This window comes from Inhella inkyongensis, assembly GCF_005952805.1.
In the GTDB taxonomy this organism is placed as follows: Bacteria; Pseudomonadota; Gammaproteobacteria; order Burkholderiales; family Burkholderiaceae_C; genus Inhella; species Inhella inkyongensis.
Map to the genome: position 1 here is coordinate 2,937,233 of NZ_CP040709.1, position 18,356 is coordinate 2,955,588.

General features: G+C 66.3%; 18 protein-coding genes. 5 read left to right on the forward strand and 13 right to left on the reverse strand.

Annotated features, from left to right (window positions below):
- Positions 1–29: 29 nt before the first annotated feature.
- The 4 genes from FF090_RS13915 to phaC all read right to left on the reverse strand — a co-directional run bounded on the left by FF090_RS13915 (position 30) and on the right by phaC (position 4,580).
- A complete protein-coding gene (locus tag FF090_RS13915; RefSeq protein WP_138857288.1) occupies positions 30–842 on the reverse strand; it encodes a TIGR00266 family protein in 813 nt (270 codons plus the stop codon).
- 111 nt (positions 843–953) lie between these two features.
- Positions 954–1,691 (reverse strand): acetoacetyl-CoA reductase, encoded by a 738-nt coding sequence (phbB, locus tag FF090_RS13920; RefSeq protein ID WP_138857289.1) that lies wholly within the window; start codon positions 1,689–1,691, stop codon positions 954–956.
- Between the two features lie 25 nt (positions 1,692–1,716).
- Positions 1,717–2,892 carry an acetyl-CoA C-acetyltransferase gene (locus tag FF090_RS13925; protein WP_138857290.1) on the reverse strand — a complete coding sequence of 392 codons (1,176 nt, stop codon included), beginning with the start codon at positions 2,890–2,892 and terminating at the stop codon, positions 1,717–1,719.
- A gap of 17 nt (positions 2,893–2,909) precedes the next feature.
- Positions 2,910–4,580, reverse strand: a complete 1,671-nt coding sequence (gene phaC, locus FF090_RS13930) for a class I poly(R)-hydroxyalkanoic acid synthase (protein ID WP_138857291.1) — start codon at positions 4,578–4,580, stop codon at positions 2,910–2,912.
- A gap of 68 nt (positions 4,581–4,648) precedes the next feature.
- Here phaC and FF090_RS13935 point away from each other — a divergent pair, with 68 nt between their 5' ends.
- A complete protein-coding gene (locus tag FF090_RS13935; protein ID WP_138857292.1) occupies positions 4,649–4,891 on the forward strand; it encodes a hypothetical protein in 243 nt (80 codons plus the stop codon).
- Here the strand turns inward: FF090_RS13935 and pgeF are convergent.
- Positions 4,820–5,584 carry a peptidoglycan editing factor PgeF gene (gene pgeF / locus FF090_RS13940; RefSeq protein ID WP_138857293.1) on the reverse strand — a complete coding sequence of 255 codons (765 nt, stop codon included), beginning with the start codon at positions 5,582–5,584 and terminating at the stop codon, positions 4,820–4,822. The two genes, FF090_RS13935 and pgeF, sit on opposite strands and share 72 nt — an antisense overlap.
- Positions 5,574–6,212 carry a maleylacetoacetate isomerase gene (maiA, locus tag FF090_RS13945; RefSeq protein WP_138857294.1) on the reverse strand — a complete coding sequence of 213 codons (639 nt, stop codon included), beginning with the start codon at positions 6,210–6,212 and terminating at the stop codon, positions 5,574–5,576. The genes pgeF and maiA overlap by 11 nt, the downstream gene beginning before the upstream one ends.
- A gap of 37 nt (positions 6,213–6,249) precedes the next feature.
- Between maiA and FF090_RS13950 the strand changes: the two genes are divergently transcribed.
- Together FF090_RS13950 and FF090_RS13955 are read left to right on the forward strand one after the other, a co-directional pair.
- Positions 6,250–6,783: an NUDIX hydrolase gene (locus FF090_RS13950; protein WP_138857295.1), complete on the forward strand. Its 534-nt coding sequence runs from the start codon at positions 6,250–6,252 to the stop codon at positions 6,781–6,783.
- A 20-nt stretch (positions 6,784–6,803) separates the two neighbouring features.
- Positions 6,804–7,865 carry a GGDEF domain-containing protein gene (locus FF090_RS13955; protein WP_138857296.1) on the forward strand — a complete coding sequence of 354 codons (1,062 nt, stop codon included), beginning with the start codon at positions 6,804–6,806 and terminating at the stop codon, positions 7,863–7,865.
- A 16-nt stretch (positions 7,866–7,881) separates the two neighbouring features.
- Here FF090_RS13955 and ppk2 read toward each other — a convergent pair whose 3' ends face one another.
- The 4 genes from ppk2 to FF090_RS13975 all read right to left on the reverse strand — a co-directional run bounded on the left by ppk2 (position 7,882) and on the right by FF090_RS13975 (position 12,537).
- Positions 7,882–8,703, reverse strand: a complete 822-nt coding sequence (gene ppk2 / locus FF090_RS13960) for a polyphosphate kinase 2 (RefSeq protein WP_217502989.1) — start codon at positions 8,701–8,703, stop codon at positions 7,882–7,884.
- A 3-nt stretch (positions 8,704–8,706) separates the two neighbouring features.
- Positions 8,707–9,801 carry an N-ethylmaleimide reductase gene (nemA, locus tag FF090_RS13965; RefSeq protein WP_138857297.1) on the reverse strand — a complete coding sequence of 365 codons (1,095 nt, stop codon included), beginning with the start codon at positions 9,799–9,801 and terminating at the stop codon, positions 8,707–8,709.
- Positions 9,802–9,821: 20 nt separating this feature from the next.
- Positions 9,822–11,786, reverse strand: a complete 1,965-nt coding sequence (locus FF090_RS13970) for a bifunctional diguanylate cyclase/phosphodiesterase (RefSeq protein WP_138857298.1) — start codon at positions 11,784–11,786, stop codon at positions 9,822–9,824.
- A 136-nt stretch (positions 11,787–11,922) separates the two neighbouring features.
- Positions 11,923–12,537, reverse strand: a complete 615-nt coding sequence (locus FF090_RS13975; RefSeq protein ID WP_175423665.1) for a transglutaminase-like cysteine peptidase — start codon at positions 12,535–12,537, stop codon at positions 11,923–11,925.
- A 104-nt stretch (positions 12,538–12,641) separates the two neighbouring features.
- On the opposite strand from FF090_RS13975, the gene FF090_RS13980 reads away from it, so the two are divergent.
- The gene (locus tag FF090_RS13980) at positions 12,642–13,505 is read left to right on the forward strand and encodes an HDOD domain-containing protein (RefSeq protein ID WP_246071427.1); all 864 of its coding nucleotides are present in this window, start codon (positions 12,642–12,644) and stop codon (positions 13,503–13,505) included.
- Between the two features lie 80 nt (positions 13,506–13,585).
- Positions 13,586–14,209 carry a hypothetical protein gene (locus tag FF090_RS13985; protein ID WP_138857301.1) on the forward strand — a complete coding sequence of 208 codons (624 nt, stop codon included), beginning with the start codon at positions 13,586–13,588 and terminating at the stop codon, positions 14,207–14,209.
- A gap of 515 nt (positions 14,210–14,724) precedes the next feature.
- Here FF090_RS13985 and FF090_RS13990 read toward each other — a convergent pair.
- The 3 genes from FF090_RS13990 to FF090_RS14000 form a co-directional block, all read right to left on the reverse strand.
- Complete coding sequence (locus tag FF090_RS13990) at positions 14,725–16,302, reverse strand: ABC transporter substrate-binding protein (protein WP_138857302.1); 1,578 nt, start codon at positions 16,300–16,302, stop codon at positions 14,725–14,727.
- A gap of 8 nt (positions 16,303–16,310) precedes the next feature.
- Positions 16,311–17,546 carry an HD-GYP domain-containing protein gene (locus FF090_RS13995; protein WP_138857303.1) on the reverse strand — a complete coding sequence of 412 codons (1,236 nt, stop codon included), beginning with the start codon at positions 17,544–17,546 and terminating at the stop codon, positions 16,311–16,313.
- A gap of 114 nt (positions 17,547–17,660) precedes the next feature.
- Positions 17,661–18,305 (reverse strand): c-type cytochrome, encoded by a 645-nt coding sequence (locus tag FF090_RS14000; protein ID WP_138857304.1) that lies wholly within the window; start codon positions 18,303–18,305, stop codon positions 17,661–17,663.
- Positions 18,306–18,356: the final 51 nt, after the last annotated feature.

The following is an 18,356-nucleotide window of genomic DNA, read 5'->3' on the forward strand; positions in this document are numbered from 1 at the left end:
GGGCCCCTTCTTTCATCGCAAAGGATCGATTACTCGTCGTCGCCGCCGAGCACGCCCCCGAGCAGGCCGCCGGCACCGAAGCCGCCCAGCACCGAACCCTCTTCACGGCTGCCGCCCATCTGCGGCGCGGCCGCGAAGATGCGCGAGGCCAGGCGCGAGAACGGCAGGCTTTGCAGCCAGACATCGCCCGGGCCGGTCAGCTTGGCCAAGAACAGGCCCTCACCGCCAAACAGCGCCGTCTTGATCTTGCCGACGTACTGAATCTCGAAGTTCACATTGGGCGTGTGCGCCACCAAGCAGCCGGTGTCCACCAGCAGGGTCTCGCCCGGCTGCAGCGTGCGCTTGACCACCGTGCCGCCCGAATGCACAAAGGCCAGGCCATTGCCTTCGAGCTTCTGCATGATGAAGCCCTCGCCGCCGAAGAAGCCGACGCTGAGCTTTTGCTGGAAGTGCAGGCCGATCTGCACGCCGCGCGCCGCGCACAGGAAGCTGTCCTTCTGGCAGATCACCATGCCGCCCATCTTGGCGAGATCCATGGCAATGATCTTGCCCGGATAGGGAGCGGCAAAGGCCACGCGCTGCTTGCCCGTACCTTGGTTGGTGTAGACCGTGGTGAACAACGATTCGCCGGTGATCAGGCGCTTGCCCGCGCCGATCAGCTTGCCGAAGAAGCCCTGGTTCTGGGCACGACCATCGCCAAACACCGCATCCATGCCGATGCCGGCGTCCATGAACATCAGCGAGCCGGCCTCACCAATGGCGGCCTCGCCGGGGTCGAGCTCGACCTCGACGAACTGCATCTCTGCGCCCTTGATTTCGTAGTCAACAACGTCCATGGACATGGCAAATCTCCGCGAAGGCGGTGCAAACAAAAAGGGCCGGCATATTAGCCGGCCCTTGGGTTATCCCGGGGGTGACGGAACAAAAGCAGTGCCGCGGACGGCACCCATCATTTACCCCATGTGCAGCCCGCCGTTGCAGCTGAAGTCGGCGCCGGTGGTGAAACCGCTGTCGTCCCCGGCCAGCCAGCCGACGATGGAGCCGATTTCCTCGGGCGTACCCAGGCGCTTGACCGGGATGGTGGCGACGATCTTTTCCAGCACCTCGGGCTTGATGGCACGCACCATGTCGGTGCCGATATAGCCCGGGCTCACGGTGTTCACGGTCACGCCCTTGTTGGCCATCTCCTGGGCCAGGGCCATGGTGAAGCCATGCATGCCGGCCTTGGCGGCCGAGTAATTGGTCTGACCGGCCTGCCCCTTCTCGCCGTTCACGGAAGAGATCTGGATGATGCGACCCCAGCCCTTCTCGACCATCCCCGGCACCACCTGTTTGGTGACGTTGAACATCGAGTTCAGGTTGGTGTCGATGACGGCTTTCCAATCGTCCGGCGTCATCTTCAGGAACATGCGGTCGCGGGTGATGCCCGCGTTATTGACCAGCACATCGATCACGCCGTGTTCCTGCACCGCCTTGGTGAAGGCCTCGACGGTCGAGTCCCAGTCGGCCACATTGCCCACCGAGGCGTAAAAGGTGTAGCCCAGGGCCTTTTGCTCGTCCAGCCACTTGGTGAAGTCACGGCTCGGGCCGCAACCGGCGATGACTTTGAAGCCCTGCTTGTGCAGCTTCTGGCAGATGGCGGTACCGATGCCGCCCATGCCACCGGTGACGTATGCAACTTTCTGACTCATGCTCTTCTCCAGGGGTTGATGTTGTTCAGCGTTCTACGCACAAGGCGACGCCCAGGCCGCCGCCGATGCACAGCGAGGCGATGCCTTTTTTGGCGTCGCGGCGCTGCATCTCGTGCAGCAGGGTGACCAAGATGCGTGCGCCCGAGGCCCCGATGGGGTGGCCCAGCGCAATCGCACCGCCATTCACATTGACCTTGTCCAGATCCCAGCCCATCTGCGCATGCACCGCGCAGGCCTGGGCCGCAAAGGCCTCGTTGATCTCCAGCAAATCCAGGTCCTGCGCCTTCCAGCCGGCCCGGGCCAGGGCCTTCTGGCTGGCGGGCACCGGACCCATGCCCATCAGGGCGGGGTCCAGGCCAGCGCTGGCGTAAGAGGCAATGCGCGCCAGGGGCGTCAGACCCAGGGCTTGCGCCTTGGCCGCGCTCATCAGCACCAAGGCGGCGGCGCCGTCGTTCAGACCACTGGCATTGCCGGCCGTCACCGTGCCGGCCTTGTCGAAGGCGGGGCGCAGGCCGCTGAGGGCCTCGGCGTTGGTCTTGCGGTTGATGTACTCATCAGCTTCCACCACCAGCGGGTCGCCCTTCTTCTGAGCAATCGAGACCGGCGCGATCTCGGCCTGGAAGCGCCCGGCGTCTTGTGCGGCCGCCGCCCTGTGCTGGCTGGCCAGGGCCAAGGCATCCTGCGCCTCACGGGTAACGCCATGCGCCTTGGCCACGTTCTCGGCCGTGATGCCCATGTGGTACTGGTTGTACACATCCCAGAGGCCGTCGGTGATCATGGAGTCGACCATGTTCCAGGCCCCCATGCGTTGGCCGTCGCGGCTGTTCAGCAGCACATGCGGGCTGGCACTCATGTTCTCCTGGCCGCCCGCCACCACGATCTCGCTGTCGCCGTCGCGAATGGCCTGGGCGGCCAGCATCACCGCCTTGAGGCCGGAGCCACAAACCTTGTTGATCGTCATGGCCGCCACCGCATGGGGCAGGCCCGCTCGGATACCGGCCTGGCGCGCCGGGTTCTGGCCGCTGCCGGCCGTCAGCACCTGACCCAGAATGAGCTCGCCCACTTGTTCGCCCGAGAGCTTGGCGCGCTCCAGCGCCGCACGGATGGCGACGGCGCCCAGTTCAGGCGCGCTGACCTTGGACAAGGCCCCACCAAATTTGCCGATCGCGGTGCGGGCGGCGGAAACGATCACGACATCCATAGGGTTCTCCAGAGACTTCAGGCCTTTTGCTTCACATAGCGGCCGGGAGCCGATTCGATGACACGGAACTTGCGGCTGCCTTGCGCCTTGGGCGCGGCCTGCATCGGTCCGCCGCGTTCGGCCAGCCAGGCCGACCAGTCCTTCCACCAGCTGCCCGGCTGTTCGTTGGCGCTGGCCAGCCAGTCGGCCGCGACCTTGGGATAGCGTGCCGGTCCCGTCCAGTAACTGCGCTTGTTCTTGCTGGCCGGGTTGATCACCCCGGCGATATGGCCGCTGGCGCCCAGCACAAAGCGCAACTCCTTTTGAGCCCCGCCCTTCAAGATCTGGGTGCTGGCGTAGGCCGCCTCCCAGGGCACGATGTGATCCTCACGGCTGCCGTAGATGTAAACCGGGCAGGCAATGCGACTCAGATCGAGCTTCTCACCGCAAACGGTCAGGCGTCCCGGCAGCTTGAGCTCGTTCTGCAGATAGGTGTGGCGCAAATACCAGCAGTACATCGGCCCGCTCATATTCGTGCTGTCACCGTTCCAGTACAGCAGGTCAAAGGCCGGCGGGGCCTCGCCCTTCAGGTAGTTACCCACCACGTAGTTCCACACCAGATCGTTGGGGCGCAGAAAGCTGAAGGTCTGTGCCAACTCACTGCCCTTGAGCAGACCCGGCCCCTTGGGCGAGTCCGCACCGATGGTCATCTCACGGGAGCGCACCGAGGCCTCGTCAACAAAGATGTCCAGGATGCCGGTGTGGCTGAAGTCCAGCAGAGTGGTCAGCAGGGTCAGGCTGGCGGCGGGATGCTGGCCGCGCGCCGCCAGCACCGCCAGGGCCGTGCTCAGGATGGTGCCGCCGACGCAAAAGCCCAGGGTGTTGAGCTGCTCGGTCTTGCAGAGCTCCTGCACGACGCGAATGGCGGCCAGCGGCGCGCCTTCGATCACCTGGTCCCAGCTCCAATGGGCGCAAGCTTCGTCGGGGTTGCGCCAGCTGATGACGAAGGTGCGGTGACCGTTCTCCACCGCGTAGCGAATCAGCGAGTTCTCGGGTTGCAGATCCAGGATGTAGAACTTGTTGATTGAGGGCGGCACGATCAGGAAGGGCAGCGCGTGCACCTGCGGGGTCAGCGGGGCGTATTCGAGCAACTGAAAGAACTCGTTCTCGAACACCACGCTGCCCTCGGAGGTGGCGACATTGCGCCCGACCTCGAAGGCCGCGTCATCGGTCTGACTGAGCTTGCCGCGCTGGAAGTCGGCCCACAGCATCTGCGCGCCCTTGGCCAGACTCTCGCCCTGGGTGTCCAGGGCCTTGCGTTGGGCCTCGGGGTTCAGCGCCAGGAAATTGCTGGGCGCGGCGGCGTCCACCATCTGCTGCACCGCGAACTGCAGCCGGGCCTTGGCCTTGGGGTCGCCCTGCACCGCCTCGGCCATCTGGTTCAGCGTCTTGGCATTCAGCAAATAAAGCTGGGCCATGAAGCTGGCGCCCTGGTCTTCGCTCCAGGCTTTGTGGGCAAAGCGGCGGTCGCCCAGGGGCTTGGGCGCTTCCTGCTGCAGGCACTGGTTCCACAGCGCACTGGCTTGGCTGAGGTAGTCGGCCTGCAGCCGCCCCCAGGCGTCCAGCGGCATCTGCACGCCGGGCCAGGATTTGAGGGCCTCGGTCACGGCCGAGAAGTCAGGGAGTTCAAATTGCGGTGCGTGGGCCATGGCTCAAGGCAAGATGTCGGCCCGTCTCCAAGCCTGGAGCGGGCTCTCTAATTTCCGGATTCGCTCGAATGTATCTCGTGCTGATTGCATGGCTGTTTGTGGTCGTGCTGATGGCCGCCGCCGAAGCCACCTCGCCCCAGGGCAGCGTGCTTGGCGCCTTGATCACCTTGGTGTTCTATGGCCTGCTGCCCTGCGCGCTCTTGGCCTACATCCTGGGCACGCCGGCGCGCAAGCGGCGTCTACGCCAATTGGATGAAGACGGCCTGCCGCCCACTGATAGCGCCGTCGCGCCGGAACGAAAAGAACCTTGAGGGCTCGCTGAAGGTACAGGCCGGCTCAACCTGAATGCCATGCACCCCAGCCGCCTGCAGCCGCAGGCGCGCCAAGCCCTGCAAGTCCGCGCGCCAGCGCGCACTGCCGTCGGGGCGCGGCGCCCAGACGAAGTGCGGGCCGGGGTCGGCCGGGCTGCGGCCGAAACCACGCAAGACCTCCTCACCGACCTCAAAGGCCTGCAGCCCGATGCAGGGCCCGAGCCAGGCTTGCACGCTCCCCTGCGGCAGGGCCGCAAGGGTGGCCTCCAACACGCCCGCCGCCAGGCCGCGCCAGCCCGCATGGACGGCCGCCACGGCCAGGGCCTGGCCTGCGGCGTCTCGCACCACGAACAACACCGGCAGGCAATCGGCCACCTGGATGGCCAGGGGCAGGCCGGGCTGGGCGGTCCAGAGAGCATCGGCCTCGACCTCTTCTTGCGCGTTGACCTGTGCCGCCACGCAAACCGTGCCGTGCACCTGCCGCAAATAGACCGGTACCGCGCCCAAGGCCTGGGCCACACGGGCCCGGTTGACCTGCACCGCCTCCGGCGCATCGCCCACATGGGTGCCCAAGTTCAGGCTGGCGTAGCCCCCATGGCTGACCCCGCCGGCGCGGCCGCTGTAGGCCGCACACACCCCAGCGCCCAGGTCCACGGTCGTCAGCAAGGCCTCAGTGAGCGCTTCACTCGGCATCGGGTACGCGGCTGGGGTGGGTGTCGGCAAAGGCGGGCAAGGCCAGGCAAGCCTCGTTGATGGCCAGCACGGCGTCCAAGTGATCAATCGGCGCGCCAAAGCGCCGCGCATTGAAGACCTGCGGCACCAGCACGCAATCGGCGTAGCCCGGCGTATCGCCCAGGCAATAACGGCCCATCCGCCCCTCGGCCTTGAGGCGTGCGTCAACGACGGCCAGGCCCTCGACCATCCAATGCCGCATCCATTCGGTACGGGCAGCCTCCTCCACACCCAGCACGGTCTTCAAGTGGCCGAGCACGCGCAGGTTGTTCAGCGGATGGATCTCGCAGGCGATGTCCAGCGCCAGCGAACGGGCGTAGGCGCGCGCGTGGGGATCGCTAGGCAGCAGCGGCGGCTGGGGCTGGGCCTCTTCCAGGAATTCCAGAATGGCCAAGGACTGGGTCAGGCGCTGCCCATCGACCCACAGCGCGGGCAGCAGGTGGGCGGCGCCCAGGCTGGCATGCCCCTTTTGCTCGCCCTTGACGAGATGAACGCCGTGATAAGCATGGGGCAGGTTCTTGAGGGCCAGCGCGATGCGCACGCGCCAACTGGCCGAGGAGCGGAAGTAAGAGTAGAGCTGAAGGTCCATAGGGTGAAGCATGGCATAGCGCATGGCACACTGAATCATGTTCACGACACGCCGCTACCAGCACTGTGCCGCCTGCGGCGAGCGGGTCGAATACCGCATGCCCAGCGACGACAACCGCGAGCGCGCGGTCTGCACGGTCTGCCAGCAGATCCACTACGAGAACCCGACCAATGTGGTGGGCACTCTGCCCCTGGCCGATGACGGCCGCGTGCTGCTGTGCCGCCGCGCCATCGAGCCCCGCCGGGGCTTTTGGACCCTGCCGGCCGGCTTCATGGAATTGGGCGAGACCGTGGCCGAGGGCGCGCTGCGCGAGACCCAGGAAGAAGCCGGTGCGCGCGTTGAGCTGCAGGGCCTGCTGAGCATGATCAATGTCGTGCGGGCGGGCCAGGTGCATTTGTTCTACCGCGCCCGCCTGCTGGACCTGGACTTCGCCCCGGGACCGGAATCCCTGGAAGTGGCGCTGTTCCACTTCAGCGAAATTCCCTGGGACGATCTGGCCTTCAAGACCGTGCGCGCCACGCTGGAGCACCAGCGGGCCGGACGCCCCGAGTTGCTGATCACCGACGTCTGAGCCCCAAGCCCCCAAGCCCCATGCCCCACCCGCTCGTCGATCGCCTCGCCCAAGTCAGCTCGGTGCGCGACCTGGAGCAACTGGACATGGCCCTGGTGCGCCTGCTGCACGACACCCTGGCCCCGCTGCGTGTCCAGGTGCTGGTGAGCGTGCGCGAGGGAGACGCCCACCACTGGCTGCTGCGCGCGCACCAGGAGCAAGGTGCCGCAGAGCCGTCCGCCGGCCCGGCTCACACCGATGTCAGCCTGCTGCCGCGCTTTGAAGAGCAGGGTTTGGCCGCCCGCTGCGCGCGCTCCCAACTCTGGCAACAGGAGCGCAGCGACGGCCAGTGGCACAGCGTGTTCCCGCTCTTCGCGGATCCCGACAGCCTGGGCGTGCTGCAGCTCGCCACCCGGCGCCCCTTGAGCGAGCGGCGCCAGCGCATGCTCTTCAGCCTGCTGCGCTTCTATGCCAACTTCCGCAGCCTGGTGACCGAGAACGAGCGCGACATGCTCACCGGGCTGCTCAATCGCAAGACCTTTGACGAGACTTTTGCCCGCGTGGCCATGGCCACGACCTTTGTGCCACAGGAACAGCGCGCACAGGGAAACCCGGGCGAGCCCGCCGACGACCGCCGCGCCGCTCACGCCCAGGCCCCCTGCTGGCTGGTGGTGGCCGATATCGATCACTTCAAGCGTGTCAACGACCAGTTCGGCCATCTGATTGGCGACGAAGTGTTGTTGCTCACCGCCCGCCTGATGCACTCGTCGTTTCGCTACAGCGACCGGGTGTTTCGCTTCGGCGGCGAAGAATTCGTGCTGATGCTGCGCAATGCCGACGCCGCAGGCGCCCAGCGCGCCCTGGAGAAGTTTCGCCAACGCATTGCCGCCCACGCCTTTCCGCAAATCGGGGCGGTCACCATCAGCCTGGGCTGCACCCGCATCGACCCCGACGACACCCCCGACTCGGCGTTTGAGCGCGCCGACAAGGCGGTCTATGCCGCCAAGGCCGACGGCCGCAACCGCGTCTACTGCTTTGAGGACTTGGTGCTCCGCGGCCGGCTGGAAGCGCAGGAAAAAGCAGGCTCGGTGGACTTCTTCTGAAGTCCGCAGGCCCCGCTCAGATCGGCCTGAGCTTGCCCCGGTACTGTTCCTTCAGCGGCTCCTGCGCCAGGGGCGGGAATTCGATGGCGGCATCGGGCACGGCGGTGTCGGGCAGTTGGGCCAATAGGTGCTCGATCAGCCGCAGGCGGCCGCGGCGCTGGTCATTGAAGTCCACCAGGGTCCAGGGCGCATGGGTGCTGTGGGTGGCCTTGAGCATGCGCTCGCGTGCCTGGGTGTAGTCGGCGTACTTCTCGCGCGACTGCAGGTCGATGGGGCTGAGCTTCCAGCGCTTCATCGGGTCGGCCAGACGTTCGGCAAAGCGCTGCTCCTGCTGCGCCTGGTCCACACAGAGCCAGTACTTGAAGAGCAGGATGCCGTCGTCCACCAGCAGTTGCTCGAAGCGTGGCGCCTGATCGAGAAAGGCCTGGGTCTGCTCAGCGGTGCAAAAGCCCATCACGGGCTCGACCCCCGCGCGGTTGTACCAACTGCGGTCCATCAACACGATCTCACCGGCCGCCGGCAGGTGCGGCACATAGCGCTGGAAGTACCACTGGCTGCGCTCACGTTCGCTGGGTTTTCCCAGGGCCACCACATGGCATTGGCGCGGGTTGAGCGTGTCCGAGATGGCGGAGATGGCGCCCCCCTTGCCCGCCGTGTCGCGGCCCTCGATCAGCACCAGCACCCGGCGCCCCTCGTGCTGCACCCAGCGCGCCATGCGGTTGAGCTCCAGTTGCAGGGGCGCGAGCTTTTCGAGGTACTCGCCCTTGCCCATGCGCCCGTCATCCTTGCCCTTCTTGCTCTCTTTCTTGCCCTCCTTCTTACCCTCTTTCTTTCCCATGCTTCACTCCAACGTGGGGTAGTCGGTATAGCCCGCTGCCCCGCCGCCATAAAAGGTCGCCGGATCGGGTTCGTTCCAGGCCGCACCCTGGCGGATGCGCGCGGGCAAGTCGGGGTTGGCGATGAAGGGCCGGCCGAAGGCCACCGCATCAATCCAGCCCGCCTGCAGCCGCTGCACCGCCTTCTCGGCGGTGTAGCTGCCGGCGCCAACGATCACGCCGGGAAAGGCCTGGCGCAGGGCCTGGCGGAAGTCCGGGGCCAGCTCAGCACCGCCCAGCCAGTCGGGCTCGGAGACATGCAAAAAGGCCAGGCGACGCTGGCCCAATTCACGCGCCAGATAGAGCGCATTGGCCTCGGGCGCGTCGTCGGCCAGGTCGGGCCCGGGCGGACAGGGAAAGACGCGGATGCCCACATGGTCGGCATCCCACTCCCCCACCACGGCCTCAACCACTTCGAGCGCCAGACGCGCACGGTTCTGGATGGAGCCGCCGTAGTCATCGCCACGCTGGTTGCTGGCGGCGCACAAGAATTGCTGCAACAAGTAGCCATGCGCGGCGTGGATCTCGACGCCATCGAACCCCGCCGCGCGGGCACGCCGGGTGGCCATGGCGTAGGCGTCTTTGAGACCGTGCAACTCGCTGCGCTCCAGCGCGCGCGGCAGGCTGCAGGCCTCGCGATAGACCTGGCCCTGCGCGTCCTTCAGGCTGGTGCGGGTATTGGCCAAGAGGCTGGACGGCGCCACCGGCGGCAGTCCACCGGGCTGCAAGCTGGCGTGCGAGATGCGGCCCACATGCCAGAGCTGGCAGACGATCCGCCCGCCCGCCCGGTGCACGGCCTCGGTCACCGGCTGCCAGGCGCGCACCTGCTCGTCGGAAAAAATGCCCGGCGCCCCCGCATAACCCTTGGCCTGCGGGCTGATGTGGGTGGCCTCCGACACGATCAAGCCGGCTGAGGCGCGCTGCTCGTAGTAGCGCGCTGCCAGCGGGCCGGGAATGTCACCCGGCTCGATGGAGCGCAAGCGCGTCAGCGGCGCCATCCAGATGCGGTTCTTCAGCGTCAGTGCGCCGGCTTGCAGGGGTTCAAAGAGGCAGTCGTTCACGTTGATTCGTTGTATTCGGGTCAGTTCTTCCTGTGGCCGGTGGCCCAGGGCCCGGTCAGGCCATTCAGCCCGCAGTCCAGCAGGGCCTGGGCATCGCGGGCGTCGTCGATGCCTTCGCCATAGACCTGCAGCGACAGGCTGTGCAGGAAGATCACCAGGCTGCGCACAAAGCCGGCGCGGCTGGCATCTTCGTGCACCCCCAGCAGCACCGCGCGATCGAGCTTCACGAAGTCCAGGCCCAGTTCATACAGGCGCTCGATGCGCTGCAACTGCGCCCCGGCATGCTCCAGGCCCACCCGCACGCCCAGCGGATGCACCGCGCGCGAGAGCTCGCGCAGCAAATCGAAGCTGTGGGGCTGGGCCGCGCTCACATCCAGCTCCAGCGCGATCTGCCGCGCCGCCAGTGGCTGGCTCTTGAGCAGGGCGCGCAGCCGGGCCACGAAGTCCTGGGTCTGCAGCGAGGCCGGCGCCAGATTGATGGCGCGCATCTGCCCGTCGTCGCGCGTCAGCTCCAAGGCCAGGGCCAATGCAGCCAGATCCACCTCGGCGCTCAGCTGAGTACGCAGGGCCAGGGGCAGCCAGGTCTGGGCGTTGACGAAGTCCGGCGTGGCTTCATGGCGGGCTGCCAGGCCCAGGTGCAGCGGGCACTCCCAATGCAACAGATGGCCGTCGCGGTCCAGCACCGGGTACTGCAGCAACCGGGTATGGCCCTGAGCCAGTGCGGCCTCGATCTGTGCGCGCCAGGCCCGCTCGCCGCTGGGCAACTGCACGCGGCTGGCGCCCTGTTCCACCTTGCGCAGCACCATCGAGAGCGCCCCTTGGCTGCTGCTCTCGGCCTGGGCCAGGGCCTCATCGGCCTGCGCGAACCATTGCGACAGTGGCTGTTCACGCGCCAGTTCGGCGCCCCCCAAGGCCAGACGCAGCGCGCCATTGCCCCCTTGGCCCGCCGCCTGCTGCAGGGCCAAGCGCAAGGCCTCGGCCAGGGCCTGGGCGCTGTCCTCCAACACGTCCGGAGCGGGCAGGAAGAGCGCGAAATCCGCTCCGTTGAGCCGCCCGGCCAGGCTGCCGCTGACCCGCCCGGTGTACTGCTGCAGGGCCTGGCCCAGCAGGGCCAGCACCTGGTCGGTGGCCTCGCGGCCAAGCAGGCGGTTCACCCCCGCCAGATCCTGCAGGCGCAACAGCAGCAGGCCGGCGCGTTCGGGCAGGTCGTCGCGCGCCAGGGCCGAGGCCAGCTCGGCCATGAAGTGCTTGCGCAGCGACAGCCCCGTGAGCGCATCGCAATGGGCCTGCTGGCGCAACAGGCCGAGCTGCTCGGTCTGGGCCTCGAACATGCGCTTGATGCGCTGAACCATGGCATTGAGCGCATCGGTGAGCGCGCGCAACTCGGGCACCTGGGCCGGCGGCACGGTCACGAACTGGCCCTCGCTCATGGCATCGGCCTGGGCCACCAATTCATCCAGCGGCCGGCGGATGCGTCCCAGCGCGGCCTGGGCCATCAGCAGGGCCAGCACGGTCAGCAGCACCGACCACGCAGCCGCCCGCAGCAGGCCCTGCCACAGGGCGTCATAGGCATAGGTGAGCTGGCTGCGCAGCTCGATGCGGCCGATGGCCTGCCAGCCGTTCGAAAGCTGGGCCACGCCCGGCGCGGCCTCGATGGGTAGCAGGCGGCGCAGCCAGTCCGGCGCCTGGCCGGCCTGCTGCGGGGCCTGGCGTGCGAAGGCCACGCGGCCATCGGCGCGCAGCCAGCGCAGCTCCTGGTAGTGCCCGGTGTCGAACTGGGCGCTGATCAAAAGCTCGATGAGCGCCGCATCCCCCCCCTGCTGCGACACCGCCAGCGCCAGCGCCTGGGCGTTGTCGGCGTTCTTGATGCGGGCCTGATCCTGCAGCACCTCGCGCATCGAATGCACGGCCACCGCCAGCGACCCCGAGAGTGCCAGCGAAAGCGCCAGCACCAGCAACACACTCATCTGCCTGATCAAACTCATTCCATTCTCCAAACCAATGCAACCCCGGCAGGCACGCGGTCCGATAGGGGGCCGCCGCGGAACCGGCTTTGCCGGGCCGCTGGAGGCGCCCCCTTGAGGGGGAGGCGCGAAGCGTTTCGGGGGTGGTCCATATCTCTTAAAAACCTTGAGCGCGGGCGCGTGCCAACGCGTCACGCCAAATCGAAAGTCGGGTCAGCGGATTGCCCGCCGCCTGCGCCCCCACGCCCTGCCACAGGCCCTCGGCGTTGAAGCTGAACACCGGCGCCAGATCGGGCCGCTCGGGGGCCCGCTTCAGCTCGGGGTCGATGTTGTCCAGGATCCAGGGCGCATCCTGGGCATTCGGGTACCAGGCCAGCACCATATGGGCCTGCGGCCGCCCCTGGTACTGCGCCCGCACATAGACCAGGCGCAGGCTGCTTTCAGGCAGGCCCATGGCCAGCAGCGCGAAGTATTTGGCCATGGCCAGGTCCTCGCAGTCCCCCGCCGCCTTGGCAAACAACTCCAGCGGGCTGGCCCAGTAATCGGTCTGGCCCCAGACCTGCGCGTCCTCGCGCCACTCCAGCTGGCGATTCACATAGTCATTCACGGCCCGCACCCGCTGCGGCGGCGTCAAGCTCGGGCCCTGATCGATCACCTCCACCAGCCCCCGTGCCAGGGCCTGGGCCGGGGCGCTGAGCAAGGCGGCCTGCTCCAGCAGGCGCGCGCGTTCCCAGGCCAGGACCGGCAGAACGGCCACCAGCAACAGGAGCAAGCAGCGAGGGAGGAAGCGGGCGCGCATGGTGCAGGCCCACTTTAGAGGCTGGTCAAGGCCCCTCCACGGCAGGCAAACCCTGCTCGCCTATCATGGCCGCCACCATGCAGATCGCCACCGTCCAGACCGAGATCGCCCAATCCCGTGAGCGCGGGCCGCTGCGCGAAATCAAGATCCCGCCCTGCCCTGAGTTGCTCACGCGGCTGCGTGCCGCGATGGCGCTGCAAGAGCCCGATCTGAGCGAGGTGCAGGCCATTGCCAGTGCCGATGTGGCCATGTCAGCCACCCTGCTGCGCGTGGCCAACAGCCCCGTCCACCTGGGCGACGGCGCACCTTGCGTCAGCGTCGGCCAGGCCATGACGCGCTTAGGCCTGGACGCCACCGCCGAGCTGATGACCGGCTTTCTGGTGCGCAACAGCATCCCGGTGAACAGCCCGCATCTGCAGCGCTTTTGGGAACGCAGCAGCCGCCGCGCCATGGCCATGCGCTTGCTGGTGCCCAAGATCCCTGGCCTGGACCCCGACATCGCGCCGCTCTTCGGCCTCTTTTGCCATGTGGGCATGCCGGTGCTGCTGCAGTCGGTGCGCGGCTACGGCGCCACCCTGGTCGAGGCCGGCGCGCGCATCGACCGCCCCTATGTCGCCACCGAGAACGCCAACCACAAGACCGATCACGCGGTGGTCGGCGCGCTGGTGGCACGCGTCTGGGGCCTGCCCCAACCCCTGATGGCCGCCGTGCGCCTGCATCACGACTTCACGGTGCTCAGCGACAGCCAGCTCGAACCCGGCGTGGCCATCCTGGTGGCCGCCGGCCTGGTGGCCGACCAAATGATGCGCCGCGCCGAAGGCCTCAAACCCGACGCCGACTGGACCCAGCAGGGCGAGCGTGTGCTCGACTGGCTGCAAATCAGCCTGACGGACGTCGAGGAGTGGACGGATCAGTTGGCGGGGATTGAAGAGGCGTATTGAGTGGTCGCAGTTAATTCTTAGCTGCCGCAATCAAGAATGCCGCTCACTCTTGCTCCCTCATTCCACTCACTGAGCGCCAAGTGATCAGATTGCTCAAACGCGCGGCAGTGGCCGCCCTCTCCTTCGCGGCGATGGCTGCTTATGTCGGGCCGAATGCCTTCGATAGCTTTGACTTGTTATTCAGAGGGCCGACGCCCGAACAACGTATGCAACGAATTGAGGGGACACTCGTTGCCGCGTCTGCATGCCGGGGTGAGCGAAATAACACCTACCAAGAGATTGAGATCCAGACGCTCCATGGGATTCAGTCGATTTGGCTCAGTTGTTCATCGAAGAAATCGACGATTGCCTACGTTCAGGCCCCTAACCGCCGACAGGGAGCGCATCAGCCTCAAATAACCGCTTGGCTTGAGCCCTACAACTGGTTGAGCCGCCGCTCGGAGCGGCTCGACAAAGTGGAGTTGGATGGTGTGCGGATCTTTCAAAGACGCTCCCCCGAGCCTCCTTCGGCGTTTGGCCTTCTGTTTCAGAGTGCGGGTTGGCTGATGTTGCTAGCAATGCCACTTTGCTTTGCTTGGCGCTGGGTTCCAAACCAGTTGGACGATCTGCAAACGCTCACACTCCTTCGTGGCCTAACTGCGTGGCTCATCTTGCCGGGAGGATTGCTAGTCGTGTTCGGGCTGTTCCTCTCCTTACCGCCGTAGGAGCCCAGGAGAGATCAGCGTGTCCGTTCCAAAGAGGACTAAAGGATCAGGGGAGATGGGAGCGGACAGCGCCTTTGGCCCACCGCGATCCCTGCTTTATGTATTGCAAGTCACTGGAGCACCGCTAGCACCACCCACGCTCGTTGGGGCTACCGTCATCGCAGCAAAGCCATGAGGGTCCACAGTGTTCTAGTCGGCCAGTACTCTGGCCGCTTAGCGAGCAGGTTTCGCAGGCAGGGACGGGATGGAGGAGCCATGTGAACTGGCAGTGCTCCACGGCCCGGCCCTAGGCCGACCGTGTGCATTCAGCGCCTTTCCTTCCACCAGCCTTCTCGGGCACAGCAAGGAGAGCCGGGGCGGGGGCTGGCCCGAGCATGGCGCTGAGGGCTTTGCGACCCCGCCCGACGGACAGGCCGCAAGTAGGCGGCCTAGGGGGCCCTCACTGCACGCCCCAACCCTGCAATGGCGCAACCGCGCGCTCCAGCCTCAAAGTGCTGGAGGGCCTGCCTTGCCCCTCACTTCCCCGGCACCGTCACCCAAGCCACCTCCAGCCAGTTGTCCGGCCGATGTACAGCCTTGACGCCGGCGCGCGCGGCCCAGGGGATGACCTGGCGGTGCAGCGGGATGGTGTGGATCTGGCTGCGGAACTCGGTCAGCGCGGCGCGGATCAGGGCCTCGCGCTTCTTCGGGTCGACCTCGGACGAGGACTGAGCCGCCAGTTGATCGAACTTGTCGTTCTTCCAGCCGCCATAGTTGTAGGAGCCGATGCCCTTCTCACCCCGGTTGCGGTAGACCGGCGCAAAGATCGATTCGGCATCCGTGATGGCCCCGCCCCAACCATAGAGGTAGAGGCTGGTATCGACCTTCTCCAGCTTGGGGAAGAAGAGCACACGCGGCATGGCGTTGACCTTGACCTTGACCTTGAGCTGCGCCCACATCGAGGCCAGGGTCAGGCAAATCTCTTCGTCGTTGATGTAACGGTTGTTCGGGCAATCCAGCGTGACCTCAAAGCCCTCGGCGTAGCCGGCGTCCGCCATCAGCTTCTTGGCGGCGGCCAGGTCATAGGGCAGGCGAGTCTGCAGGGTTGGATCGTCAAAGCTGGCCTTGGGCGAAGGGGTGAGGCCGCCGGTGGGTTGGGCCAGGCCCTGCATCAGCTTGGTGCGCATGCCCTCGATGTCGATGGCCTGGTAGAGCGCCTGGCGCACGCGCAGGTCCTTGAAGGGGTTCTTGCCGTCCGGGCTCTTGCCGTAGAGCAGGCTGTCGCGCGCCTGGTCCATGCCGATGAAAACGATGCGGTTCTCGGGGCCGTCGATGATCTGCAGGCCGCGCTGGCTGCGCAGGCGTTGCACATCGCGCGGCGCGGGGTCCAGCACCAAATCCAACTCACCCGAAATCAGCGCAGCCAGCCGGGTGGCGTCGTTGCCAATCGGCGTGAAGACGATTTCCTCGACATTGCCTTCGAACTTGCCCCACCAGTTGGGGTTGCGCTTGAAGACGTTCTTCTGCCCGGGCTGGCGGCTCACCAGCATGTAGGGGCCGGTGCCGTTGGCATTGATGCTGGTGTGGCTCTCTTCCTTGTTCTTGAAGTCCTGCGGGCGGGTGACACGGTGCTTTTCGGCCCAGGCCTTGTTCATGATCCACAGCAGATCCAGATGCTGCAGAAAGACCGGGTTGGGCTTTTCCAGCTTGAACTCGACCGTGTGCGCGTCGATCTTCTTGGGAATGCCCACGGCATTGCCGTACTGCAGCAGCTGCGAGGTGGTCTCGCGCGAGCGCGCCATCGAGAACACCACGTCGTCGGCGGTGAAGGGGGCACCGTCATGGAACTTCACGCCCTGGCGCAGCTTGAAGCGCCAGGTCAACGGGTCGGGGTTGCTCCACTCGGTGGCCAAGGCAGGCACGATGGACATGTCTTTGCCGCGCGTGACCAGCTTTTCATAGACCTGGCCGTTGACCATATTGGTCATGGACTCGTTCTGCGAGTGCGGGTCGGCGGTCTGCAAATCGCCCTGGCTGGCCCAGCGCAAGGTCTGGGCCGGGGCGCCGGAATGAAGAGCGGCCGCCAGGGCGGCCGCGAGAAGCAGGTTTTTCATGGTCGGGTTCAGCGCGGCTGACTCCATAGTTCGGTGAGTTGGGTGAAGCCCCAGGCGGTAGCGTCCTCGCGGCCGACGATCTTGTCCGTGCCCGCCGCGAGGTCCAAATCCACCACCTCAATGGGCAGATTGGATTTAGTGGAGAAAAACACCCGTACCTTGGGAGCCGTGAGCTTGCCGGGGTTCTGATCGATCACCACCGCCAGCCGGCCAGAATTCAGACGCACCAAGGTGCCCACGGGGAAGATGCCGATCGACACCACGAAGGCCTGGAACACCTTGGGGTCAAAGTGGCCCTGCCACTGCGCCATGCGCGCCAGCGAGGCCGCGGGGTCCCAGGCACCTTTGTAGGGGCGGGTGGAGGTCACGGCGTCATAGACATCGCAGACCGCACCCATGCGGGCCAGGAGCGAGATCTGCTCGCCGGCCAAGCGGTGGGGGTAGCCACTGCCATCCATTTTTTCGTGGTGGTGCAGGCAGACATCGAGTACGCCTTCGTCGAACACACCACTGGCCTTGAGGGCCTCAAACCCACGCGCCGGATGGCTGCGCATCACGGCGAACTCGGCATCGGTCAGCGCGCCCGGCTTGTTCAGTACCTCCAGGGGCATCAGCATCTTGCCCACATCGTGCAGCAGACCCGCCATGCCGGCTTCGCGCTGCTCGTCCTCGGTCAGGCCCAGCTGTTTACCCAGCGCGACCATCATGGCGCACACGGCAATCGAGTGCATATAGGTGTAGTCGTCGCGGGTCTTGAGCCGCGCCAGGCTGATCAGGGCCGAGGGGTTGCGCCACACCGATCCGGCAATGTCCTCCACCAGCGGCGTGCATTCCTCGCTCTTGATGGCATGGCCCAGCCGGGCCTCGTTCAGCATGGTGGTGACCTGCTGCTTGCTCTTGCGCATCAGCTCGGCAGCCTGCTCGAACTCCTGCGCAAAGCTGCGCGCCACCACGGGCACGGCGGCCGGACGCGGGGCCGGTGGCGGGGGCGGCGGCGGCGGCGGGGGTGGGGGCGGGTTCACCTCGGGCTCGGGAGCCACGGCGGCCAGCGCGTCGGCAGCGTCCTTGCCCTTGGCCACATCGATCCAAATAAAGGGCACGCCCGAGCGCTTGAGGCTGTCCAGGTCGGCCTCATCCGTCAGCAGGAAGCGTGTCTTCCAGAACGGATGCGAGAGCCAGGAGCCCTCCATCGACTGGAGAAACATGCCCAGTTCGGCTTGCGCGGTGGGAATCTTTTTCAGCATGGCTTGAGCAAAGTATCAGGCCAAAGCACACCCCTGCACCCCGGGGCATCCCGCAAAGACAAAGGCCGCCGGGGTTGCCCCAGGCGGCCTGTGAAAAAACTCGCGAACTGCGATTTACCTTGTCGCCGACTGTGGCACGGTCTTCAGCTCGCCCGGCAGGCTGGCCAGGTAGGCGGCGATCTGCTTGATCTCGGCCGTGCTCATGCCCTTGATCTGGCCCTGCATGATGGCGTTGCCGCGACCGACGGTGCTCTTGCCTTCCAACTGATAGGCCCGGAGGGCCACCGTCAGGTAGTCGGCGTGCTGACCGGCCAGCTTGGGGTGGTTGCCGTCCAGGGTCTTGCTGAAATTGGTGCCGTGGCAGGCCACGCAGGCCTGCAGCTTGCTGGCGATGGCGGCCGGTGCAGCGGCCACTTCGGCCGGGGCCGGCTCGCCTTTGCCCTGCTGCTCATAGAAAGCGGCCACGTCCTTCATGTCCTGCTCGCTCATCGAGCCGGCGATGCCGCGCATGGTCGGGTGCTTGCGCTCGCCCTTGGCGTAGGACTGTAGGGCGGCCACGATATAGCCGGCGTTCTGGCCCGAGATCTTGGGCACGCGGTGCACCTCGGGGAAGCTGGCGCGGTACTCGGGGATGCCATGGCAGCCGATGCACATGGCCACCTTTTTGGCGCCGGCCGCGGCATCCTGCGCCTGCACGGGCGCAGAGAACGCAACACAGGCGATCAAGGCAAGGGCGAGCGGGGTCAGCAGTTGGCGCATGGTGTTCTTTGAGTGAAGCTGGCGGAATGGGCGCGGATTCTAGGGGGCAGC